Source organism: Streptomyces sp. NBC_00457, assembly GCF_036014015.1.
In the GTDB taxonomy this organism is placed as follows: domain Bacteria; phylum Actinomycetota; class Actinomycetes; order Streptomycetales; family Streptomycetaceae; genus Streptomyces.
The window spans coordinates 8,581,573-8,603,926 of record NZ_CP107905.1 but is presented as its reverse complement, the minus strand read 5'-3'; the positions used below and the strand labels follow the sequence as shown (position 1 = coordinate 8,603,926).

20 protein-coding genes are annotated in these 22,354 nt (G+C 70.3%); 5 read left to right on the top strand and 15 right to left on the bottom strand.

The genetic code is table 11. The annotated features are described in order from the left end of the window. The first annotated feature begins 4 nt into the window (after window positions 1-4). Window positions 5-955: an RluA family pseudouridine synthase gene (locus OG828_RS39315; protein ID WP_328503855.1), complete on the top strand. Its 951-nt coding sequence runs from the start codon at window positions 5-7 to the stop codon at window positions 953-955. A gap of 133 nt (window positions 956-1,088) precedes the next feature. Here OG828_RS39315 and OG828_RS39310 read toward each other — a convergent pair whose 3' ends face one another. From OG828_RS39310 to OG828_RS39285, 6 genes are all read right to left on the bottom strand, one after another. Next, window positions 1,089-2,573: a cytochrome P450 gene (locus OG828_RS39310; RefSeq protein WP_328503854.1), complete on the bottom strand. Its 1,485-nt coding sequence runs from the start codon at window positions 2,571-2,573 to the stop codon at window positions 1,089-1,091. Between the two features lie 53 nt (window positions 2,574-2,626). Continuing rightward, the gene (locus tag OG828_RS39305) at window positions 2,627-3,247 is read right to left on the bottom strand and encodes a GTP-binding protein (protein ID WP_328367784.1); all 621 of its coding nucleotides are present in this window, start codon (window positions 3,245-3,247) and stop codon (window positions 2,627-2,629) included. Continuing rightward, on the bottom strand, window positions 3,228-3,644 hold the full coding sequence (locus OG828_RS39300; RefSeq protein ID WP_328367782.1) for a DUF742 domain-containing protein: 417 nt from the start codon (window positions 3,642-3,644) through the stop codon (window positions 3,228-3,230). Before OG828_RS39300 ends, OG828_RS39305 begins: the two co-directional genes overlap by 20 nt. Next, window positions 3,641-4,048 carry a roadblock/LC7 domain-containing protein gene (locus OG828_RS39295; RefSeq protein WP_328367779.1) on the bottom strand — a complete coding sequence of 136 codons (408 nt, stop codon included), beginning with the start codon at window positions 4,046-4,048 and terminating at the stop codon, window positions 3,641-3,643. The genes OG828_RS39300 and OG828_RS39295 overlap by 4 nt, the downstream gene beginning before the upstream one ends. Next, window positions 4,045-5,655 carry an ATP-binding protein gene (locus OG828_RS39290; RefSeq protein WP_328367776.1) on the bottom strand — a complete coding sequence of 537 codons (1,611 nt, stop codon included), beginning with the start codon at window positions 5,653-5,655 and terminating at the stop codon, window positions 4,045-4,047. The genes OG828_RS39295 and OG828_RS39290 overlap by 4 nt, the downstream gene beginning before the upstream one ends. 315 nt (window positions 5,656-5,970) lie before the next feature. Continuing rightward, window positions 5,971-6,597, bottom strand: a complete 627-nt coding sequence (locus OG828_RS39285) for a TetR/AcrR family transcriptional regulator (protein ID WP_328367773.1) — start codon at window positions 6,595-6,597, stop codon at window positions 5,971-5,973. A gap of 148 nt (window positions 6,598-6,745) precedes the next feature. Between OG828_RS39285 and OG828_RS39280 the strand changes: the two genes are divergently transcribed. The 4 genes from OG828_RS39280 to atzF all read left to right on the top strand — a co-directional run bounded on the left by OG828_RS39280 (window position 6,746) and on the right by atzF (window position 13,513). Further along, complete coding sequence (locus tag OG828_RS39280) at window positions 6,746-7,582, top strand: urea amidolyase associated protein UAAP1 (protein WP_328503853.1); 837 nt, start codon at window positions 6,746-6,748, stop codon at window positions 7,580-7,582. After that, entirely contained in the window at window positions 7,579-8,175 is a 597-nt protein-coding gene (locus OG828_RS39275) for an urea amidolyase associated protein UAAP2 (protein WP_328503852.1), read from the top strand. The genes OG828_RS39280 and OG828_RS39275 overlap by 4 nt, the downstream gene beginning before the upstream one ends. Further along, entirely contained in the window at window positions 8,172-11,693 is a 3,522-nt protein-coding gene (locus OG828_RS39270; protein WP_328503851.1) for a 5-oxoprolinase/urea amidolyase family protein, read from the top strand. Before OG828_RS39275 ends, OG828_RS39270 begins: the two co-directional genes overlap by 4 nt. Window positions 11,694-11,872: 179 nt before the next feature. After that, complete coding sequence (gene atzF, locus OG828_RS39265) at window positions 11,873-13,513, top strand: allophanate hydrolase (RefSeq protein ID WP_328503850.1); 1,641 nt, start codon at window positions 11,873-11,875, stop codon at window positions 13,511-13,513. 89 nt (window positions 13,514-13,602) lie between these two features. Here the strand turns inward: atzF and OG828_RS39260 are convergent, their stop codons facing one another. From OG828_RS39260 to OG828_RS39220, 9 genes are all read right to left on the bottom strand, one after another. Next, window positions 13,603-16,455 (bottom strand): DEAD/DEAH box helicase, encoded by a 2,853-nt coding sequence (locus OG828_RS39260; RefSeq protein WP_328503849.1) that lies wholly within the window; start codon window positions 16,453-16,455, stop codon window positions 13,603-13,605. Between the two features lie 105 nt (window positions 16,456-16,560). Continuing rightward, complete coding sequence (gene tatC, locus OG828_RS39255) at window positions 16,561-17,511, bottom strand: twin-arginine translocase subunit TatC (protein ID WP_328441472.1); 951 nt, start codon at window positions 17,509-17,511, stop codon at window positions 16,561-16,563. A gap of 47 nt (window positions 17,512-17,558) precedes the next feature. Continuing rightward, on the bottom strand, window positions 17,559-17,849 hold the full coding sequence (gene tatA, locus OG828_RS39250; RefSeq protein ID WP_210574879.1) for a Sec-independent protein translocase subunit TatA: 291 nt from the start codon (window positions 17,847-17,849) through the stop codon (window positions 17,559-17,561). Between the two features lie 262 nt (window positions 17,850-18,111). Next, window positions 18,112-18,306 (bottom strand): hypothetical protein, encoded by a 195-nt coding sequence (locus tag OG828_RS39245; protein ID WP_328367753.1) that lies wholly within the window; start codon window positions 18,304-18,306, stop codon window positions 18,112-18,114. A gap of 10 nt (window positions 18,307-18,316) precedes the next feature. After that, window positions 18,317-18,607 (bottom strand): hypothetical protein, encoded by a 291-nt coding sequence (locus OG828_RS39240; RefSeq protein ID WP_328441471.1) that lies wholly within the window; start codon window positions 18,605-18,607, stop codon window positions 18,317-18,319. A 52-nt stretch (window positions 18,608-18,659) separates the two neighbouring features. Continuing rightward, window positions 18,660-19,700 carry a helix-turn-helix transcriptional regulator gene (locus tag OG828_RS39235; RefSeq protein WP_328441470.1) on the bottom strand — a complete coding sequence of 347 codons (1,041 nt, stop codon included), beginning with the start codon at window positions 19,698-19,700 and terminating at the stop codon, window positions 18,660-18,662. A gap of 18 nt (window positions 19,701-19,718) precedes the next feature. After that, a complete protein-coding gene (locus OG828_RS39230; RefSeq protein WP_210574872.1) occupies window positions 19,719-20,672 on the bottom strand; it encodes a helix-turn-helix transcriptional regulator in 954 nt (317 codons plus the stop codon). A gap of 129 nt (window positions 20,673-20,801) precedes the next feature. Next, the gene (locus OG828_RS39225; RefSeq protein ID WP_030053355.1) at window positions 20,802-21,173 is read right to left on the bottom strand and encodes an FKBP-type peptidyl-prolyl cis-trans isomerase; all 372 of its coding nucleotides are present in this window, start codon (window positions 21,171-21,173) and stop codon (window positions 20,802-20,804) included. A gap of 61 nt (window positions 21,174-21,234) precedes the next feature. Next, entirely contained in the window at window positions 21,235-22,236 is a 1,002-nt protein-coding gene (locus OG828_RS39220; protein WP_328503848.1) for an FKBP-type peptidyl-prolyl cis-trans isomerase, read from the bottom strand. Window positions 22,237-22,354 lie beyond the last annotated feature (118 nt).

The following is a 22,354-nucleotide window of genomic DNA, read 5'->3' as shown; positions in this document are numbered from 1 at the left end:
CCAGGTGAGACGTAAGGCGCGGATCCCGTCCTCCCCGTTGCCGCAGCGCGACGGGGTGGATGCGGTGCGGGTGCGGCTGCCTCTTGAGGGGGCGTGGGGCACCGTGCGGGAGCATCTGGTGGAGCGGCTGTCGGGGGCGGGGGCCGGGGTCGTCGACGGGATGTTCGGTGACGGGCTGTTCGTGGGGGCGGACGGGCAGGCCGTGGCGCCGGACGCGCCCTATGTGCCGGGGATGTTCGTGTGGTTCCACCGGGAGCTGCCGGACGAGGTGCGCGTGCCGTTCCCGCTGGAGGTCGTGTACCGGGACGACCACATCGTGGTCGTCGACAAACCGCACTTCCTGGCGACCACGCCGCGCGGCAGCCATGTCGCCGAGACCGCGCTCGCCCGGCTGCGGCGGGAGCTCGGCATCGAGACGCTGGGCGCCGCACACCGGCTCGACCGGCTCACCGCGGGGCTCGTCCTGTTCACCGTGCGGCCCGGGGAACGCGGGGCGTATCAGACGCTGTTCCGCGACAGGCGGGTGCACAAGGAGTACGAGGCCGTGGCGCCGTACGATGCGGGGCTCGCCCTTCCCCGGACCGTACGCAGCCGGATCCTCAAGGAGCGCGGGGTGCCGGCCGCGCGGGAGGTCGAGGGCGAGGTCAACGCCGTCAGCCGTGTCGAGCTGCTCGACCGGCGTGCGGACGGACTGGGGCGGTACCGGCTCACGCCCAGCACCGGGCAGACGCATCAGCTCCGCGTCCACATGAACGCCCTCGGCGTACCGATCCTCGGCGATCCGCTCTACCCGGAGGTGACCGCCCCCGTGCCGGCCGGTGACTTCCGGGGCCCGCTCCAACTCCTGGCGCGCGCACTGAAGTTCACCGATCCGGTCACGGGGGTCGAGCATGCGTTTCGTAGTGGGCGGGTGCTGGAGGCGTGGGCGTCGTACGAGACGTGGCGCTCCGCTTGAGGTGCCGGGTCGCTGCAGCGCCCCATAGGGGCGCGGGGCTGTATCGATATGCGGCTCCGCCGCGTGGGCGCGACCAGCCCCCACCGGCCCGCAGCGACCGCACGCAGCCCGAGGAAACCCGAACGCCGCCCGGTCAGTTGCCGCGCCACCAGCGCAAGAAGCGACGCCAGGCGCTGGGGCGAGGGGCCGGCTCGGCGGGGAGCGGAGGCACCGGCAGGGGTTCCGGGGCGGGGGGCGGGACGACAGGTGCCGGTGCGGGCGCAGGCGGCGCCGTGCCGATCTGCCACGTGTCCCGCTGTTGCGGAATGGGCGCGTGGCTCGGCTTCTGCATCACGTCCTGTTGCGGCTTGGGCTCGAAGCGGACCGGGAGTTCCACGAGGTGGCGGGAGGCGATCGACTCCGTCCACTGCAACTCGTCCTCCTCGCAGTCGAGTTGGACGTCCGGCAGCCGCATCAGCAGCGCGTCGACGCCGACGTCGGCGATGGCGCGGCCGAGGTCCTGGCCGGGGCACTCGTGCGGGCCGCCGCCGAAGGCGAGGTGGGAGCGGTTGCCCTGCATGTTGGCGGACAGGTCGGGGCGTACGCGTGGGTCGACGTTGCCCGGGGCGGGGGCGAAGAGCAGTCCGTCGCCCTTGCGGATGCGCTTGCCGCCCAACTCCGTGTCCTGCTTGGCGAAGTACCCGAGGACGGTGCTGAACGGCGGCTCGTCCCACAGGGACTGCTCGACCGCCTCCGGCACGGTCATCTGGCCGCCGTTGAGCTGGGCGAGGAAGCGCGGGTCGGTGATGACCATGCGCAGCGCGTTGGACAGCAGGTTGACGGTGGCCTCGTAGGCGGCGAAGAGCACGAGCCGCAGGTGTTCGCGGACCTCGTCGTCGGTCAGCCGGGCCGGGTGGGTGATGAGGTGGCTGGCGAAGTCCTCCTGCGGCTGGGCGCGGCGGGCGATGGTGAGCCGGCTCAGCGCGTCCATGACGTAGGCGTGGCTGGCGATCGCGGTCTCGGTGCCCTTGAGCGCGTCCCGGGCGGCCTGCACCATCGTGTCGTCGTACTCCTCGGCCATGCCGAGGACTTCGCACATCACGGCCATCGGCAGGTGCTCGGAGAACTGGCTGACCAGGTCGGCCTTGCCCTTCTCGCAGAACTCGTTGACCAGGCGCTGGGTGTAGCGGTTGATCTGCCGGCGGATGCCGCGGTGGTCGATGGTCGACATGGCGCCGGTGACCGCGCTGCGCAGCCGCTGGTGCTCGTCGCCCTCGGCGTGGGCGCAGATGGGCTGCCAGGCGATGTGCGGCATGAGCGGGTGGTCGGGCTTGACCATGCCCTCCGCGAGCGGGGTCCAGATGCGGCTGTCCCGGCAGAACTGCGAGGGCGTACGCACCATGTGCAGGTTCTCGGTGTGACCGAGGACGATCCACATCGGTACGTCGTCGTGGAGCAGCACCGGTGCCACCGTGCCGTGCTCGTCGCGCAGTTGCTCGTAGAGATCACTCAGGTCCGCCGCCTCGGGACCGTAGAGCCGGTGCATTCCCCCGGGGCCGGTGCCGTGGGCGGGGCAGCCCGGGGGCGGGCCGGTGATCGGGTCGTGCGTGCCGGTCCGGGAGTGGGGTTCAGGCGTCACAGGGGTCGCTCCGAAAAAGGTTCCGATGTGTTGGGGAGTGGCGCATACGGCGGTCAGGTGAGCGCGCCCGTCATCGCGAGCGAGTGCAGGAAGCGCATCAGGGTCATGAGGGTGTCCCGGCTGGAGGCCCGGCGGCGTGCGTCGCACTCCACGATGGGGATCTCGTCGGGCAGGTCGAGCGCGGCACGCAGGTCCGCCATGGGGTAACGGGGCGCGTCCGGGAAGGAGTTGACGGCGACGATGAACGGCACGCCGCGCTCCTCGAGACGCCCTATGACGTCGAAGCTGGTTTCGAGCCGGCGGGTGTCGATGAGCACGACGGCGCCCAGCGCGCCTTCGAACAGGCCGTTCCAGAGGAACCAGAAGCGTTCCTGGCCGGGGGTGCCGAAGAGGTACAGCACCAGCTGGTCGGTGATGCTGATGCGGCCGAAGTCCATGGCCACGGTGGTGGCCGTCTTGGTGTCGGAGCCGTAGTTGTCGTCGACTCCGATACCGGCCTGCGTCATGGTCTCCTCGGTGGTCAGCGGTCTGATCTCGCTGACGGAACCGACCATGGTGGTCTTGCCGACGCCGAAGCCGCCGACGATCACGATCTTCACCGCGGCCTGGGCCGTGTGCGGCAGGTGGTCCGCGGTGCGTGGGCCCGGGACCGTGTCAGAGCTTTTGAAGTCCATGCATCACCGCTTCGAGGAGGTTCCGGTCGGCGATCGACTGCCGCGCGATCGGGGCGCGCGCCTGTACCAGGTCGGCCGCCAGCATCTCGGTGAGCAGCACCGTCATCACGCTGTACGGCAGGCTGAGGTAGGCCGAGAGCTCGGCCACGGACAGCGGGGCGGTACACAGCCTGAGCAGCGCCGTCTGCTCGGGCGTGGCGGAGAGCGGCGGGTCGGCGCACGCCACGATCAACGTGACCAGGTCGAGGTCGGCGCGGGCGCCGTCCTGGCCGGAGATCACATACAGCCGCTCGATCTTCTTGGGCCCTTTCCCCTCGCCGCCTTTGGGCATCGGGGGCAGGGGCGGGGGTGGTGCTGCCGCTGTGGGGAATCGCCGCCGGCGTTGCGGAGGAGTCATACGGTCTGCCCGTTGCGCCTGGGCGGACTGGTGAGATGGGCGCCGATGCGGATGACCAGGTCGCTCATGCGGTTGCTCATCAGCCCGGGCTCGGCGAACGTGTCGGACAGCACCGCGAGATAGGCGTTGGGTCCTGCGGCCATCAGATAGAAGTAGCCGCCGTTGATCTCGATGAGGACCATCTTCATCTTGCCGTCGCTGTCCGGGATCTCCTGGGCGACCGCACCCGCCAGGCTCTGCAGGCCCGCGCAGGCGGCGGCGACCCGGTCGGCCGCGTCCGGGTCGCCGCCGTGGCGGGCGATGCGCAGGCCGTCGGCGGAGAGGACCACGATCATCTCGATGCCCGGTACTCCGTCGGCGAGATCCTTGAGCATCCAGTCGAAGTTGGCGCGCGATTGGATCACTTGAGGTCTCCCTCGTCGTCGGCCGGGGCATGGGCCGGCTCGTTGTTCGGCTGGGTGGGTGCGGTGGGGTCCTGGTCGCGCTTGAGGCCGTTCCAGAACGCCTCCACCCACTGCCCGGGTGCGGGCTCGTCCTTCTCTTCCGGTTCGGGCTCGGGCTCCCTGGACCAGACGGTGGGCTGGCCGGCCTCCCGGGCGGCGGCCTCGGCGCGCTCGAAGGCGGCCTGCTGGGCGAGGCGCTGGCTGAGCGGGATCTGGACCCGGCGGCGGCGCTGCGGCAGGCCCTGGGCGGTCCACTCGGTGACCACGGGGACGTCGTCCTCCATGGAGACCGACGCGGGGATCTTGGGGCTGGTGGGGCGGCGCCGCTTCTCCTTGCGCTTGGGCCCTTCGATCGCGCCGAGTTCGGGCTTGGGCGCGCCGGCCGCGCCGATGCCGTGCGCGTAGGCGGTGGCGATCTCGTCGGTGATCATCTCACGCGGGACGATCATGACGGCGCGGACACCGCCGTAGGCCGAGGTACGCAGTGAGACCTGCATGTCGTACCGCGAGCAGAGCCGGCCGACGACGGCGAAGCCGAGGCGTGGGCTCTCGCTGAGGTCCTGGAGGTCGCTGGCGGTCTTGGCGCGTTCCAGCATGCCCTCGACCCGGGCGCGGGACTCCTCGCTGAGGCTGACGCCGGCGTCCTCGATCTCGATGGCGACGCCGGTCTGCACCTCGACGGCGTTGACGTGCACCTTGGTCTGGGGCGGCGAGTAGCGGGTGGCGTTGTCGAGGAGTTCGGCCGCCGCGTGGATGACCGGCTCGATGGAGATGCCGCGGATGTTGACCTTGGCGATGGAGTCCAGTGAGATGCGCCGGTACTCCAGGATGCGGGACATGGCACCGCGGAGCACGCTGTACAGCGGCACGGGCTCGGGCCACTGGCGGCCGGGGCGGCCACCGCCGAGGACGGAGATGGAGTCGGCGAGCCGGCCGATCAGTGCGGTGCCGTGGTCGATGCGCAGCAGGTCGTCGAAGACCTCGGGGTTGCGGCCGTGGTCCTCCTCCATCTCCCGCAGTTCCTTGTTCTGCTGGTGGACGATGGCCTGGACGCGGCGGGCGATGTCGACGAAGGAGCGCTGGGCGGAGTCGCGCAGGGATTCCTCGTAGTCGACGACCTCGAGCATCGACTTGATCAACAGCCGCTGCGATTCGGGGAGTTCGCGGTAGGACGGGTCGATCTTGCCGAGGTCGCGCATCACCTCGAAGACGGCGTCGCCACAGCGCAGCCGGTAGATGGCGGCGGGCACGATCTCCTTCGCGAGGCGGCGCACCTCGTCGTCGTGGGAGGCGATGCGCTGTTCCAGATACGCGCTGTGACGGGCGTGCTCCGCGTGCACGTCCCGCAGGATGCGGCCGCGGCGCACTGCTTCGGCTGCCGTTCCGAGCACCAGCAGTGTGGCGACGGTGCCGCACAGGCCGATGGCCGGCCGGGCCGGGCCGGTCACCAGGGCGACGGCGGCTCCGGTCGCCGCGGCCATCGCTATGGCGGGCAGCAACAGCAGGCGCTTGTACGGCAGTTCACGTCGACGAGGTGGAGAGGCGGGAGGAGTGTGAACGCTCACCATGTAGGCCCTCTGAAACGAAATCGGCGGGGTGTCGGGGGAGCTTGCAGGGGGTACGTCTTGGAGGTGTCGGGATCTTCTGCATGTTTGGGAACAAGCGCACGAATATGTGCCAACTCGGTGCGCTGCGGGCGAGCTTAGTCCGACCGGATCATCGCCGTGTCATATTCAGCAAGCACCTGAAATGGGGCGTGGGGCAGGAGTAATCTCGGCCCCATTTACACGCTCAGAGATCTTTCGCACACGGTACGTGACGGCGTACGGCCGTACGAAGAACACTCACCGTGACGGGTGAAGATAGGCTTCCGCGGGCGACGCTCAGATCCCGGCGATCCGCAGCGCCGCGTCCGCCGTGGCCTCGGCGAACACCGAGACAGGACGGTCGGGTTCGGAGCGGTGGACCAGGATGACGCCCTCGATCAGCCCGAACAGCAGATCCGTCCGCAATTCGAGCTCGCTCTTGGCGAGTTGGCCGCCGACGGCCGTGGCGGCGAGTAACTGCCGGTAGGCGTCCTTCAGATGCGCACGGACCGCATGGAAGCCGGCGAACCGCTCGGCCCGCACCTCCGGCAGCAGATACAGGCCGCCGAGATTGTGCGGGCCGCCGCACAACAGCTCCACGTCGGCGCGGCACAGCTCCCAGAGCCGGTCCTCGGCCGGGGTGGTGTCGTCGGCGAGCAGTTCCCGCGCATAGGCCAGCGACGGGGTGACCGTGGACTCCAGGAGCGCGGCGAGCAGCTCTTCCTTGCCGGAGACGTAGTGGTACATGGACGCCTGCCGCATACCCGCGCGCTCGGCGACGGCCCGGGTGGTGGTGGCCGCGTAGCCGCGGGTGGTGAACAACTCGGCGGCGGCGGCGAGGAGTTCGTCACGCGGCTCGAGCCCGCTGTCGGGCCGCCGCTCGGCCCGCGGTCTGCCGACGCGTCGTCCCCTGCTCGTGCCCATCCGTCGATCCTCGCATATTGACGCAGGTCGCGATCTCTGTGAGGAATCGGTAACCGGGCGGAAGCACCCGGGCAATGCCGGTGATGCGCCCCGTGCCTAATTTCTGTCGGGCGACAGAAATCAAAGACACCGGAGCCGGAGGTCCGCGATGACACCAGGGAAGGCAACAGCGACCACGTACGGAGCCCGTGCGCACGCACGCGCCCAGGAGGGCACGCGCACCGAGGCCATGCCCGTCGTCCCGGCCACCGACTGGCCCGAGCCGCCCCGTGAGGCGGGCCGGCTGGTGTGGGCGGAGACGGTGGCGGGCGGCAACTACACGCACCGGGTGCTGGCCCGCGGCACCGAGCTGCGGCTGACCGATCTGCGCGGCGACGCCTGCGCGCATCTGCTGCTGTACGTCGCCGGCCGGCCGTGGGAGCGGCTGAACGTCGCCGACACGGTCAAGGTCCAGTGGAACGCCTACCTCGGCGAGGGCCTGCTGCTCCTCTCCGACCAGGGCCGCGTCCTCGCCTCGCTGATCGCCGACACCTCCGGGCGGCACGACGCGCTCTGCGGCACCTCCACCCTCGTACGCAACACCGAACGGTACGGCGAAGGCGCCCCGCAGTCCGGCTCACCGGCCGGACGTGAGCTGTTCAAGCTGGCTGCCGCGAAGCACGGCCTCGCACCGCGCGACCTGCCGCCGTCGCTGTCGTTCTTCCAGGGCGTGGAGGTGCGCGAGGACGGCGCCCTGGACTTCACCGGCTCGGCCGGTCCGGGCGGCAGTGTGACGCTGCGCGCCGAGCAGGACGTCACGGTGCTGATCGCCAACGTGCCCCACCCGGTCGACCCGCGGGACGACTACGTCAGCACCCCGCTGGAGGTCCTCGCCTGGCGCGCGGAGCCGACGAAGGCCGGCGACCCGCTGTGGGACGCCTCCCCCGAGGGCCATCGCGCCTTCCTCAACACCGCCGAATTCCTTGCCGCGAGGGGGCTCGCATGAAGACCGTCGTTCCCGCACGCGCCGCCTGGTCGTCGGTCGTCCGCTCCGGCCAGACACTCACCATCACCGACCTGCACGGCAACCAGGCCGTCGACTTCCTGGTGTACGACGCCCACGACACGTCGGTCCGCTACAGCGCGCCCGACACGATCCAAGCGCAGGGCGCCCTCTTCCTCACCACCGGCAGTGTGCTGATGTCCAACGAGCACACGCCGCTGATGACCGTGGTCGCCGACGACGTCGGCCGGCACGACACGGTCGGCGGCGCCTGCTCCAAGGAGTCGAACACGCTCCGGTACGGCCACCACACCTGGTCGCAGCACGCGTGCGTGGACAACTTCCTGGCGGAGGGCTCGAAGTACGGGCTGGGCAAGCGGGATCTGGTCTCCAACATCAACTGGTACATGAACGTGCCGGTCGAGAAGGACGGCACCCTCGGCATCGTCGACGGCATCTCGGCACCCGGCCTCTCCCTCACCCTCCGCGCCGAACGCGATGTGCTGGTCCTCGTCTCCAACTGCCCGCAGATCAACAACCCTTGCAACGGCTTCGATCCGACGGCGGTGGAGATGACGATCGGGGAGAGCGCGTGAGCTTCGAGACGCTGCTGGTCGCCAACCGCGGCGAGATCGCCGTACGGATCATCCGCACGGCCCGCGAACTGGGGCTGCGCACCATCGCCGTGTACTCCGACCCGGACCGCTCGGCGCCGCACGTCCGGCTCGCCGACGAGGCGGTACGGCTGGGCCCGGCGCCCGCAAAGGAGTCGTACCTCGATGTGGACCTGGTGCTGAACGCCGCCAAGGACACCGGCGCGGGCGCGATCCATCCCGGGTACGGCTTCCTGTCCGAGGACGCGGCCTTCGCGCGGCGCTGCGAGGACGCCGGGATCGTGTTCGTGGGCCCGACGCCGGAGCAGTTGGAGCTGTTCGGCGCGAAGCACACGGCACGGGCGGCGGCGCGGGCCGCGGGGGTGCCGCTGGCGCCGGGCACGGGACTCCTTGGCTCGGTCGAGGAGGCCCTGGACGCGGCCCGCGCCATCGGCTATCCGGTCATGCTCAAGGCGACCGGCGGAGGCGGTGGTATCGGCATGTCGGCCTGTCGATCCGCCGATGAACTGACCGAGGCCTGGGAGCGGGTGCAGCGCGTCGCCGCCGCATCCTTCTCTTCGGCCGGTGTCTTCCTCGAACGGCTCGTCGAGAACGCCCGCCATGTCGAGGTGCAGGTCTTCGGCGACGGCACGGGGAAGGTCGTCACCTTCGGCGACCGGGACTGCTCGCTCCAGCGGCGCAACCAGAAGGTGCTGGAGGAGGCGCCGGCGCCCGGGCTGCCGGATCATGTGCGGGAACAACTCGCCTCATCCGCACGTGACTTGTGCGCTTCGGTCGACTACCGCTCCGCCGGTACGGTCGAGTTCGTCTACGACGCCGCCCGCGAGGAGGCCTGCTTCCTGGAGGTCAACACGCGCCTCCAGGTCGAACACCCGGTCACCGAGGAGGTCTACGGCGTCGACCTCGTCGCCTGGATGCTGCGGCTGGCCCGCGGCGAGACCGACGCCGTACGCGACCCGGGTCCGCCGCACGGTCACGCCGTCGAGGCACGCCTGTACGCGGAGGATCCGAGCCGTGAACACCGGCCCGGCGCGGGCCTGTTGACGCGGGTCGAGTTCCCGCCGGGCGTCCGGGTCGACGGCTGGGTGGAGACGGGCACGGAGGTGACGACGTCGTACGACCCACTGCTCGCGAAGGTCGTCGCGTACGGCCCGGACCGGGAACACGCGCTGCGGCGGCTCGACGCGGCGCTGGCCCGCACGCGGATCGACGGCATCGAGACGAACCTGGGGCTGGTGCGGGCGGCACTCGCGGACCGGGAGTTCGGTGCGGCTCTGCACTCGACGGCCACCCTCACCCGGGTGAGCGATCCGACCCCGCGCATCGAGGTCGTCTCCGGCGGACTGCTCACCACGGTGCAGGACTGGCCGGGCCGCACCGGCTACTGGCAGGTCGGCGTGCCGCCGAGCGGCCCGATGGACGACCGGTCGTTCCGGCTGGGCAACCGGGCGCTGGGCAATCCCGAGGGGGCGCCCGGGCTCGAATGCACCCTCCAGGGACCGGCGTTGAGGTTCACACAGCCGACGACGGTGTGCGTGACGGGTGCTCCCGCGCCGGTGACCGTGGCCGGTGTGCCGGTCGCGCAGTGGGAGCCGGTGACGGTGCCGGCGGGGGCCGTACTGGAGATCGGGGCGCCGACGGAGCACGGGCTGCGGACGTACGTACTGTTCGCGGGCGGTCTGGACGTGCCCGGATTCCTGGGCAGCGCGAGCACCTTCACGCTGGGCCGGTTCGGCGGGCACGGGGGACGGGAGCTGCGGACGGGCGATGTGCTGCACGGGGGGACGGTCGCGGACGGCACGCCCGTACCGCTCGACGGCCGTCCCGCCTTCGGCACCGTATGGCACGTCGGCGCGGTCGAAGGCCCCCATGCGGCACCGGAGTTCTTCACCGAACAGGACATCCGGGACTTCTACGCCGCCGACTGGAAGGTGCACTTCAACTCGGCGCGGACGGGTGTGCGGCTGGTCGGTCCGAAGCCGCGCTGGGCCCGTACGGACGGCGGTGAGGCGGGCCTGCATCCGTCCAACATCCATGACACGCCGTACTCCGTCGGCTCCGTCGACTACACGGGCGACATGCCGGTGCTGCTGGGCCCGGACGGACCTTCGCTCGGCGGGTTCGTGTGCCCGGCCGTGGTGCTGAGCGCGGAGCGGTGGAAGCTGGGGCAGCTGCGGCCGGGCGATACGGTGCGGTTCGTTCCGGTGGATGTGGACGGGGCGAGGCGGGCGGAGATCGTGGACGGTGGGGTGCTGGCGCGGGACCGCGATGTGACCTACCACAGGAGCGGCGACGACAGCCTGCTGATCGAATTCGGGCCGATGCAGCTGGACCTCACCCTGCGCATGCGCGTCCACGCGCTGATGGAAGCGATCGCCGAGGAATCCCTCGACGGGATCACGGACCTCACACCGGGCATCCGATCCCTCCAGATCCGGACGGACCCGCGCCGGCTCCCCCAGCACGAACTCCTCGCCGCCGTAAGGGAAACGGTCTCCTCGCTCCCGCCCTCCGACGAACTCGTCGTCCCCTCCCGCACCGTCCACCTCCCCCTCTCCTGGGACGACCCGGCGACCCGCGAGGCCATCGCCCGCTATATGGCGGGCGTGCGCGACGACGCGCCCTGGTGCCCGTGGAACATCGAGTTCATCCGCCGCGTCAACGGACTCGACTCGGTGGCGGACGTGTACCGCACGGTGTTCGACGCGGAGTACCTCGTACTCGGCCTGGGAGACGTCTACCTCGGCGCACCCGTGGCGACCCCGCTCGACCCACGGCACCGGCTGGTGACGACGAAGTACAACCCGGCACGCACCTGGACGGCCGAGAACTCGGTCGGCATCGGCGGCGCGTATCTCTGCATCTACGGCATGGAGGGCCCCGGCGGCTATCAGTTCGTGGGCCGTACGACCCAGGTGTGGTCGCCGTGGCAGCAGCGCGGTGCGTTCGAGCCGGGGTCGCCGTGGCTGCTGCGGTTCTTCGACCGGATCAAGTGGTATCCGGTGGGTGCCGAGGAGCTGCTGGAGCTGCGCGCCGACATCAAGTCCGGGCGCTTTGTGCCCCGCATCGAGGAGGGCACCTTCTCCCTCGCCGAGTACCAGGCCTTCCTCGCCGAGAACGCCGAGTCCATCGCCGAGTTCCGGGCCCGTCAGGGTGCCGCGTTCGCGGCGGAGCGGGACGCGTGGGAGGCGGCGGGCGAGTTCACGCGGGCGGAGAGCCTGACGGCGCCCGCGGCACCGGCGGCCGAGGTGCGGGTGCCTTCGGGCGGCCGTCTCATAGAGGCCGAATTCGCCGCGTCCGTATGGCAGTTGAACGTCAGCCAGGGAGACGAGGTGAGCGCCGGGCAGCCACTGCTCGCCCTGGAGGCGATGAAGATGGAGTCCAGGGTCCACGCGCCGGCCGACGGCGTGGTGACCGAGATCCTGGTCGGGCCCGGGGACCAGGTGGAGGCCGGGACGGCCCTGATCGTGCTGGCGCGCAGCGCTCCGCGGCTGCCGTGATCGGCCGTCGATCATCTGCGGGTCCGTCGTGGCTGGTCGCTCCCCCACTCTCGGCTTCGCTCGAGCGGGGGGACCCCCATCGCGGCGGAGCCGCATATAGATACAGCCCCGCGCCCCTTTGGGGCGTGTTCCGCACGGGACTTCACCAATCCCGCTCAGCAGACTGAGGAGCACAAAAAATGTCGACGGCTCTGTCCCGTGTCCGCGCCGCATACGCCCTTATCGAGGCCGTGGACCGACCCGAGGTCTGGATCGACCTGCGTCCACGGGAGGACGTCGAGGCCGAAGCCCGCGCACTCGACGGACGCGTCGCTCGCGGCGAGCGGCTTCCGCTTGCCGGCCGTCTCTTCGCCGCCAAGGGCAACATCGACGTGGCCGGGCTGCCGACGACGGCGGGCTGTCCGTCGTACGCCTACCGGCCGGAGGCGGACGCACCCGTGGTGGCCCGGCTCCGTGCTGCCGGTGCGCTCGTGCTCGGCACCACGAATCTCGACCAGTTCGCGACCGGCCTCGTCGGCACCCGCTCCCCCTACGGCGCCGTGCGCAACGCGTACGACCCGGCGCGGATCAGTGGCGGTTCCAGTTCCGGCTCGGCGGTCGCCGTGGCGCTGGGCCTGGTCGACTTCGCACTCGGTACGGACACCGCGGGCTCGGGCCGGGTGCCGGCCGCCTTCAACGGCATCGTCGGCCTCAAGCCCACCCGTGGCCTGGTCCCGACGGAGGGGGTCGTCCCGGCCTGTGCCTCGCTCGACTGCGTGACGGTGCTCGCGCGGACGCTCCCGGAAGCGGAGCAGGCGATGTCGTACATGGTCACGGTGGACCAGCAGCTCCCCCGACGCCCGCCGGGCCCCTGGCGGATCGCGGTCGCCTCGCCGCGGCAGCTCGGCGAGCTGGATCCGGGCTGGGCGGAGGCGTACGAGGCGGCGGTACGGCAGGTCACCGAGGCGGGTGCGGAGGTGCGGACGATCGACCTCACCCCGTTCACGGATGCCGCCGCGATGCTCTACGAGGGCGCCTTCGTGGCCGAGCGCTACACCGCCGTGGGGAGTTTTATCGACAAGTCGCTCTCCGAAGGCGGCGCCGGTCTCGACCCCACCGTCACCGGCATCATCACCCGCGCCCGCGGCATCCCGGCCCACCAGCTCTACGCCGACCAGGAGCGGCTCGCCGCCCTGCGCGCCCGCGCCGAAGCGGAACTCGCCGACGCGGACGCCCTGTTGCTCCCCACCACACCCGGCCACCCCACCCTCACCGAGGTCGCCGCCGATCCCCTGGGCGCCAATGCCCGCCTGGGCCGCTTCACCAACTCCACCAACCTGTTCGACCTGGCGGCGGTGGCCGTCCCGGCGGGCGAGGTGAACGGCCTACCCTTCGGCGCCATGCTGATCGGTCCGGCCTTCACCGACGAGCGGCTGACGCGGATCGCCGGGCTGCTGCAGCCGGAGACCCGGCTCGCGGTCGTCGGCGCCCATCTGTCGGGCCAGCCCCTCAACCCGCAACTCCTCGCGCTGGGCGCCCGCTTGGACCGTACGACCACCACCGCCCCCGTCTACCGCCTGCACTCACTCGCCACCACCCCACCCAAGCCGGGCCTCGTCCACGTCGGCGAAACCGGCGCCGCCATCGAGACCGAGGTATGGCGCCTCCCGGCCGAAGGCCTGGGCCGCCTGCTGGCCGCACTCCCCCGCCCGATGACGCTGGGCAGCGTCGAACTGTCCGACGGCACCCACGTCCCCGGCTTCCTGTGCGAGCCGGGAGCGCTCGAAGGGGCGGCCGACATCACGCCGTACGGCGGTTGGCGCGCGTATCTAAACGCGTAGGGCGCTACAGCGCCCCAAAGGGGCGCGGGGAACTGCGCGACAAGCCACAGACGACCCGCACCCGGCAAACCACAGCAACCCCAACGGCGCTACCCAACCGACGAGTAAGCCACAACCCCCCGAAGCAAACCGTCAACCGCCTTACGCGCATTCTTCGCCACGGTCGACCCCTCCGCCGCAGACGCCGCCGAAATCTGCCCCAGCACATCAATCACCTGCTTGCACCACCGCACAAAGTCCCCCGCCGGCATCTCCGCCTCACGCAGCACCTCATCGAGGCCCTTCCCGGACGCCCACATATACGCGGCCCAGGCAAACCCGAGATCCGGCTCACGCTGCCCGACACCCTCGGACTGGGTGATCCGGAACTCCTCCTCCAGCGCATCCAGCCGCCCCCAGATCCGCACCATCTCACCGAGCGCGGCCTTCGCCTTCCCGGACGGCAGCTTGGGCGCCATCGCATCGTCCCCGACCCGCGCCTCGTACACCAACGCCGAGACACAGGCCGCGAGTTCGGCGGGACCGAGCCCCTCCCACACGCCGGCGCGCAGGCATTCACTCGAGAGCAGATCCAGCTCGCCGTACAGCCGGGCGAGCCGCTTGCCGTGCTCGGTGACCTCGTCCCCGCGCAGATAGTCCAGCTCGGTCAGCAACGCGACGATCCGGTCGAACGTACGGGCGATCGTGTTGGTACGGCCCTCGATGCGGCGCTCCAGCTGCGAGGTGTCCCGCATCAGCCGGTGATACCGCTCGGCCCAACGCGCGTGATCCTCACGGTCGTTGCACCCATGGCACGGATGCGCGCGGATCGCCGTACGCAGCCGGGCGATCTCCCGGTCGTCGGCGGCCTGCGACCGCTTCTTGCGATGCCGCTCCGGGGGGATGTGCCCGGCCTTGGTCCGCAGTGCGGAGGCGAGGTCGCGACGCGACTGCGGTGAGCGCGGATTGAAGGACTTCGGGATCCGCATCCGCTCCAGCGCCTCGACGGGCACCGGGAAGTCCATCGACGCCAGCCGCTTGACCTGCCGCTCGGCGGTCAGCACCAGCGGGCGCGGCCCGTCGTGGTGCTCGAAGCCGCGGTGGCCGTTGGACCGCCCGGCCGGCAGTCCCGGATCCAGCACCAGTGCCAGCCCCGCGTACTTCCCGGTCGGCACATGGATGACGTCACCCGGCTTGAGCTTCTCCAGCGCGACGGCGGCCTCGGCACGCCGCTCCGTCGCGCCCTGCTTGGCCAGTTCGGTCTCCCGGTCCTTGAGCTCACGCCGCAGCCGCGCATACTCCTCGAAGTCCCCGAGGTGGCAGGTCATGGACTCCTTGTAGCCCGCGAGCCCCTCCTCGTTGCGCTGCACCTGCCGCGAGATCCCCACGACCGACTTGTCGGCCTGGAACTGCGCGAAGGACGTCTCCAGCAGCTCCCGCGAGCGGTGCCGCCCGAACTGCTCGACGAGGTTGACCGCCATGTTGTACGACGGCTTGAAGCTGGACCGCAGCGGATACGTGCGCGTACCGGCCAGTCCCGCCAGGTGCTCCGGGCTCATTCCGCGCTGCCACAGCACCACGGCATGTCCTTCGACATCGATGCCGCGGCGCCCGGCACGGCCGGTCAACTGGGTGTACTCACCGGGGGTGATGTCGGCGTGCTGCTCGCCGTTCCACTTGACGAGCTTCTCCAGCACCACGGACCGGGCGGGCATGTTGATGCCCAGGGCCAGCGTCTCGGTGGCGAACACGGCCTTGACCAGGCCGCGCACGAACAGCTCCTCGACGACCTCCTTGAACGTCGGCAGCATGCCCGCGTGGTGGGCCGCGATCCCGCGCTCCAGTCCCTCCAGCCACTCGTAGTACCCGAGCACATGCAGGTCTTCGGTGGGAATGGAGGCCGTGCGCTCCTCGACCAGGGAGCGGACCCGCTCCCGTGCCTCGTCGTCGTTGAGCCGCAGCCCGGCGTACAGGCACTGCTGAACGGCGGACTCGCAGGCGGCACGGCTGAAGATGAAGGTGATGGCGGGCAGCAGCCCCTCGGCGTCGAGCCGCTCGATGACCTCGGGCCGTCCGGGTGTCCACACCCGCGACCTGGATCTGCGCTCCCGCTCCCGATCGGCCTCCCGCATGGACCGCCCGCGTCTGCGGTCCTGGTACGACGGCCTGGTCGCCTCCATGCGCGCGAGCCGGGTGAGGTCCGGGTTGACGGCCTTCTTGTGGCCCTCGCCCTCCTCGAACAGGTCGTACATCCGGCGTCCGGCGAGCACATGCTGGAACAGCGGCACGGGCCGGTGCTCGGAGACGATCACCTCGGTGTCACCGCGGACGGTGTCGAGCCAGTCGCCGAACTCCTCGGCGTTCGACACGGTGGCCGACAGCGACACCAGGGTCACCGACTCGGGGAGATGAATGATCACCTCTTCCCATACGGCGCCCCGGAACCGGTCGGAGAGGTAGTGCACCTCGTCCATGACCACATAGCCGAGTCCGAGGAGGGTCTGCGATCCGGCGTACAGCATGTTCCGCAGCACCTCGGTGGTCATCACGACCACCGGGGCGTCGGAGTTGACGCTGTTGTCACCGGTGAGGAGACCGACCATGCCCGTGCCGTAACGGCGGCACAGGTCGGCGTACTTCTGGTTCGACAGCGCCTTGATGGGGGTCGTGTAGAAGCACTTCTTGCCCTGCATCAGGGCGAGGTGGACGGCGAACTCGCCCACGATCGTCTTGCCGGAGCCGGTGGGCGCGGCCACCAGCACGCCCTTCCCCGATTCGAGCGCCTCGCAGGCCTCGATCTGGAAGGGGTCGAGGCCGAAGTCGTACATCTCGCGGAAGGAGGCGAGCGCGGTGGCCTGCTCGACAGCACGCTTACGCGCTGCCGCATACCGCTCGGCCGGTGAGAGGTCCTCTGTCATCGTGCTTTCGAGCGTACCGGGCCCCACTGACAACAGGACGATCAATATCCGGATCTGCGGAATCCTGCCCTCGGGGCCTGCCGCGAACGCCGGGCGCCCCCACCACGCGTAGTGATGGGGGCGCCCTGTGTGTTCTGTTCGTGGAGGCGGCTACGTCACGTCGTCGTATCCGTTGACCCGGTCCGTGCCCGCCTGTTCCGGCAGCGCCCGGCTGGCGGAGACTGTCTCGACCTCGCCGATGTCATCGGGCGTGAGGTCCAGGTCGGAGGCCTCGTCGTCGGCGGGGCCCATGGCCTCGCGGCGACGCCGGCGCTTGTCGTTGATCAACGAGAAGGCGGTCGCGGCGAAGTACAGGATCCAGATCGGTCCGGCGAGCGCGAGCATCGTCAGCGGGTCGGTGCTGGGCGTCGCGAGCGCCGCGAAGACCGTGATGCCCATGATCATCGCTCGCCACCAGCCGAGCATTCGCTTGCCCGTGATCGCCCCGGTGAGGTTCAGGAAGATCAGCAGCAGGGGCAGCTCGAAGGAGAGGCCGAAGACGATCACCATGCGGGTGACCAGATCGAGCAGGTCGTCCAGGGGCAGGAGGTTGTCCGTGTTCTCCGGGCTGAATTGGAGCAGCACCTCTGCCGTGGTGGGCAGCACCGAGTAGGCGAAGTAGGCGCCGACGAGGAAGAGCGGAGCGCCCATGCCGACGAAGGCGTAGGCGTACTTCCTCTCGTGCCGGTGCAGACCGGGCGCGACGAAGGCCCACAGCTGGAACAGCCAGACCGGCGAGGCCAGTACGACACCGGCCATCAACGACACCTTCAGCGCGAGCGTGAAGGGAGTGAGCAGACCGTTGATGGTGATCTGCGCACACGGCTCGGTGGACTTGGACGTGTTCGCCAGTTCCTCGAACGTCTTGCCACAGCCGACCGAGTCGAGGATCGGCTTGGTGAGGATGTTGATGATGTCGTTGTAGAAGAAGGCAGCGACGACCGTGATGGCGACGATGGCCAACAGCGCCTTCGCGAGCCGGTTGCGAAGCTCGCGTAGGTGCTCCGCGAGGGGCATCCGCCCCTCGGGATCCCTCTCCTGCTTGCGGGCAGACTTCAGCAACCCACATTCCCATCTCGTGCAGCGGGCCGGTGGTCACCGGCCCTGCGTCAGCGCTTGGACGTGTCCGTCGGCTCGGTGACCGGCCGCGAGCTGGTCACGTCGCCGGGGGCGGCCTGGATGGTGCGCTGAGCGGGGGGCTGCTCGTCGGTCTGCGGCGGGGCCGCGGGAGCGGAGGCGTTGTCCTGGCCCTCCGTCTTCATCGCCTTGGCCTCGCTCTTGAGGATGCGCGCGGACTTGCCGAGCGAGCGCGCCATGTCCGGAAGCTTCTTCGCGCCGAACAGCAGGATGATGACGACGAGGATGAGAATGATCTCGGGAGCTCCGAGCCTTCCGAACATAAGTCTTTACCTTCTCACCGAGGCGGCTGGGGTGGGGTGCTGTCCGATCGGTCGAACACTCATCCGATCGATCGTGCTTGACAGCGATCGTAACGCTCAGGGGTAAACGGGTGGCAATCCCTGTGCGTACTCCCGGTCCGCGACCCGAGCCTCGTTTTCCGGGCCGCGACCAGCAGCGTACCTGCCGGAGCCACCAGGGTGACAGGGCGAAGCAGCCCAAAGCGCATCAGACGCAGGACTCACAGGGCATCCTCAGCCGGACTTACAGCGAGTCCATAGTGCGCGCCGCGCTCAAAGACGCACGCTCCAGATCCTCCGCCGCCCGGTTGATACGAGCCGCCGAGTCCGAAACCTGCCTGCCCAGGCGCTGTGCCTCCAGGAAGACCCGTACCGCGAGCACACCGAGGACGGCGAGAGAGGCAAAACCCACAGCGACGGCGAACATCGGCCAGAACATGACGCCGAGCCTAGAGGGTCGAGTGCAGCCGCAGTGTGCTGACCCCGCCACCGGTGAGCAGCTCGACGATGCGCTCCCCCGCCGGCTTGCGCACGGACGCGCCGCAGTCGGGGCAGGTGAAGGAGTAGAAGGTGGTGCGGCTGCTCGCGCCGATGGCCAGGCGCAGGGCGTTCGCGGTGAGTTCGAAGCGGCCTCGGCAGTCCGGGCAGCCCGCCCTGAACACCACGGGAGTCACGCTTCTCATGCCGGCGAACGCCGACGCCACCGACATGCCCTGCACCACGGACGCCGACTCGCTCAAAGCCCCTGCTCCTGTTCTCCTGGTCGTTCGCCTCCGGCACGCCCGGTGCGGCTCACTCCGGCCCGTCGTCCCGCCCGCCTCGCACCCCGTGCTCCCCGGGAGCCTGCGCCTCGATGCCGTCGTACGCCGCCAGCGCCTCACGGGCCGCGTGCCGGGCGCTGTCGGCCAGCTCGCGCGGTGACACGATCCGGCCGTCGCGCCCGAGCCGGAGCGCCAGGCGGCGCAGCGACGCCGGGTCGGGGGTGCGCAGAGTGATACGCAGCCCGCCGTCGGGAAGCTCATCCGCGCTGTCGTGCGGGTAGTACTCGGCGACCCAGCGCCCGCCCGGGCCGACCTCGACGACGACCTCCGGGTCCTCGGCGGCGGGCTGCACCAGCCCCTCCGACAGGTCCCGCAGCTCCACCTCGGGGGGCGCGGACGGCTCGTCCAGGATCTTGATCTCGGCGACCCGGTCGAGACGGAAAGTGCGGCGTGCCTCGGAGCGGCGGCACCAGGCCTCCACATAGGTGTGGCCCACGCTGACGAGGCGGATGGGGTCGATCTCGCGCTCGGTGACCTCGTCCCGGGCGGGCGAGTAGTAGCGGATCCACAGGCGGCGGCGCTCGGAGATCGCCCGGTCGACGTCCGCGAAGACGCCGCCCTCCGATTCGAAGGTCACCGACAGCCGGGCACTGGCGCCGGCCGCCTCACCGGCCGCGGCCTCCACCTTGGCGGTGGCCCGCAGCAGCGCCTGCCGGTCGCTCTCCCGCAGACCGGGCAGCGTGGCGACGGCACGGGCCGCCACCAGCAGCGCGGTTGCCTCGTCGGCGGCGAGCCTGAGCGGGTCCGCTGTCTCCGCCCCGAGGGCGGCGGGGTTGTGCCACCAGATCCGCTCGCCGTCGGTGTCGATGTCGAGCAGATCGCCGCCGCGGAAGCTGGTGCCGCACATGGGCAGCACATCGAGGTCGGAGACCAGCTCGTCCTCGGTGATGCCGAAAGCACGGGCGACGTCCTCGAGCCGGGCGCCGGGGCGCTCCCTGAGATACGTCACCAGGGAGAGCATCCGGCGAGTCTGGTCGATGGCGTTCGCAGGTCTGATCGGTTTGCCGGCCACTGTCTTTCTCGCTCCCCCTCAGCCCTTGGCCACGGCACGCAGCCGGTCCACCACGTCGGCGCGCAGCTCGGCCGGCTCCAGGACCACCACGTCCGGCCCGAACTCCACCAGCCAGGCGTCCAGGCCGTGTCCGTACGGGATCTCCAACTCGTCCCAGCCGTCGCCCAGTTCCCGCACCGACGTGGCCTTCGCCCGCAACGGGTACCCCGCGTCCGTACGCAGCCGGATCAGCGCACTGCGGTCGGCGGTCTCCCCCGCCCAGCTCGCGACGGTCTCCCGGACGGTGACGACATCGGGGACCTCCACGGTGAACCGGCCGCTGCGGGTGCGCACCCGGCCGGTGATCCGGGACAGCCGGAACACCCGCTCGGCACCGCGGTCACGGTCCCAGCCCGCCAGATACCAGTGGCCGCGCCAGCACTCCAGCGCCCACGGCTCCACATGCCGGGGTTCGGGATGCGCGGCGGTGGCCTTGCGGTAGTCGAAAGCGACCGGCCGGCGGTCGCGGCAGGCCAGCATCAACGGCTCGAACGCCGCCTCGTGCACCGGAATCCGCGGCTCCAGCGCGCCGTGCGCCTCGTACGGGTCCATGTCCTCGAGCAGCCCGGCCGCACGCAGCTTCTGCAGCGCGCCGCTGGCCGCGCCCGCGAGCCGCGCCTGCTGCCACACCTTGGCGGCCAGCCCCAGGGCGGCGGCCTCCTCGGCGTCAAGGGTGACGGGCGGGAGGCGGTTGCTGTCGCGGCGGGCCAGATAGCCGACCTCGCCGTCGAGATTCTCCACCGTCTCGATGACCAGGCCGAGTTCGCGCAGATCGTCCTTGTCGCGCTCGAACATCCGGTTGAAGGAGTCGTCCGACCCGGCTTCCAGATAGGCCTCGATGGACTCACGCAGCTCGCGCTTGCTGAGCGGCCGCCGCGTCCCCAGCAGACACAGCGCCAGGTTCATCAGCCGCTCGGCCTTGGCAATGGCCATCGACGCCCTTCGCCTCCCTATGGTGCTTACGAACGACGACCGTACCGCTCAGCGGTGGCGCGGCAAAAGCCGAGGGCCCATGCCCGCGCAGGCATGGACCCCAGGTGATCGGGTGTGGTCGTACGTCGATCAGACCCCGAGGAGGTCGACCACGAAGATCAGCGTCTCACCGGGCTTGATCGCCGGGGTGGGGCTCTGGTTCCCGTAGGCGAGGTGGGCCGGGATGGTCAGCTGACGCCGGCCGCCGACCTTCATGCCCTGCACGCCCTGGTCCCAACCCTTGATGACCCGGCCGCCGCCCAGCGGGAAACGGAAGGGCGTGCCACGGTTCCAGCTGGCGTCGAACTCCTCGCCTGTGCTGAAAGCGACACCCACGTAGTGGACGGTGACGGTCTGACCCGCCTGCGCCACCGCGCCGTCGCCCTCCCAGATGTCCTTGATCTCCAGGTCCGCCGGGGGCTCGCCGCCCGGGAAGTCGATCTCGGGCTTGTCGATGCTCACGTCTCTAGCTCCTGCTTGTCTGCGGAAAGGCGAACGGTCACAGTCTTACATCTCGGTGACGTCACATCTTCGCCAGGATGTCCACCGAGAAGACCAGCGTGGAGTCCTTCTCGATACCGCTGCCGGCCGGCGGGTTGTCGCCGTACCCCAGGTCCGGCGGGATCACGATCAGTACCCGGCTGCCGACCTTCTTGCCCGTCAGGCCCTGCGCCCAGCCCTTGACGACCTGCTGCAGCGAGAACGACGTGAGCGACTTGCGGCTGTACGTCGAGTCGAACTCCTTGCCGCCGTCCCACACCACGCCCTTGTACTGCACCAGCACGGTGTCCTGGGCGGCGACCTCGGCGCCGTCGCCCTCGATGACGTAGTTCGCCACCAGCTTCTTCGGCGCATCGGACTTGGGCATCTCGATGGAGGGCGCCTTGCCGTCGGTGTTGGCGCTCACCTTGGGCAGGTCGATGTTGTCCTGCGCGACCGTGCTGCCCTTGGCGGAGCTCTTCCCGTTGAACGTGTCCTGCACGTCGACCACGAACACCAGCGTGTCGGTGCCCTTGATGCCCGCCTGCGGATTGCCCTGCGTGCCGTACCCCCATGTCGGGGGGATGGCCATCTGGACCCGGCTGCCGACCTTCTTGCCGGGCAGCGCGTACCGCCAGCCGTCGATGATGCTGTTCGGGGCCAGCTGGAAGAACGCCGGGGCCTTGCGGTCGTAGGAGTTGTCGAAGACCTTCGCCGTGTCCCAGATCTGACCCACATAGTGGGCCAGGACATAGTCGTTCTCCGCGACGGTCCGGCCGCTGCCGGCGATGAGCGTCTTCACCGCGAGGTCCTTCGACGGGTCCCCGCTGCCCTTGGCGACGGTCGGCTTCTCTTCGAACTTCGTGCCCGCCGTGATCGCCGGCAGCGGGCCGTCGACCAGCTTCGGTGGCGGCGCCGAGGATGCCGAGGCCGAGGGCGACGCGCTGTCGGAGGCCTGGGCCGAGTCGGCCGAGTCGTCGTCGCCGCATCCGGCGAGCGTGACCAGTCCAGCGGGAACAGCGATGAGCAGTGAGCGTCGGCGCACGGTGGGGGCCTCGTAATCGGTCGATCTTGTTGATGGCGTGCGCGCAACTCTACGGCGTGAGAAGGGCGCCGTACGGAAAACGTACGGCGCCCGCGTTGCGTTCCGGCGATCAAGCCGA

Coding starts and splice junctions, on each gene's coding strand:
- OG828_RS39305 (WP_328367784.1), bottom strand. CDS start 3,247: ATGGACTTCAAAAGCTCTGACACGGTCCCGGGCCCACGCACCGCGGAC.
- OG828_RS39300 (WP_328367782.1), bottom strand. CDS start 3,644: ATGACTCCTCCGCAACGCCGGCGGCGATTCCCCACAGCGGCAGCACCA.
- OG828_RS39290 (WP_328367776.1), bottom strand. CDS start 5,655: ATGGTGAGCGTTCACACTCCTCCCGCCTCTCCACCTCGTCGACGTGAA.
- OG828_RS39285 (WP_328367773.1), bottom strand. CDS start 6,597: ATGGGCACGAGCAGGGGACGACGCGTCGGCAGACCGCGGGCCGAGCGG.
- OG828_RS39280 (WP_328503853.1), top strand. CDS start 6,746: ATGACACCAGGGAAGGCAACAGCGACCACGTACGGAGCCCGTGCGCAC.
- OG828_RS39275 (WP_328503852.1), top strand. CDS start 7,579: ATGAAGACCGTCGTTCCCGCACGCGCCGCCTGGTCGTCGGTCGTCCGC.
- atzF (WP_328503850.1), top strand. CDS start 11,873: ATGTCGACGGCTCTGTCCCGTGTCCGCGCCGCATACGCCCTTATCGAG.
- tatA (WP_210574879.1), bottom strand. CDS start 17,849: ATGTTCGGAAGGCTCGGAGCTCCCGAGATCATTCTCATCCTCGTCGTC.
- OG828_RS39245 (WP_328367753.1), bottom strand. CDS start 18,306: ATGTTCTGGCCGATGTTCGCCGTCGCTGTGGGTTTTGCCTCTCTCGCC.
- OG828_RS39230 (WP_210574872.1), bottom strand. CDS start 20,672: ATGGCCATTGCCAAGGCCGAGCGGCTGATGAACCTGGCGCTGTGTCTG.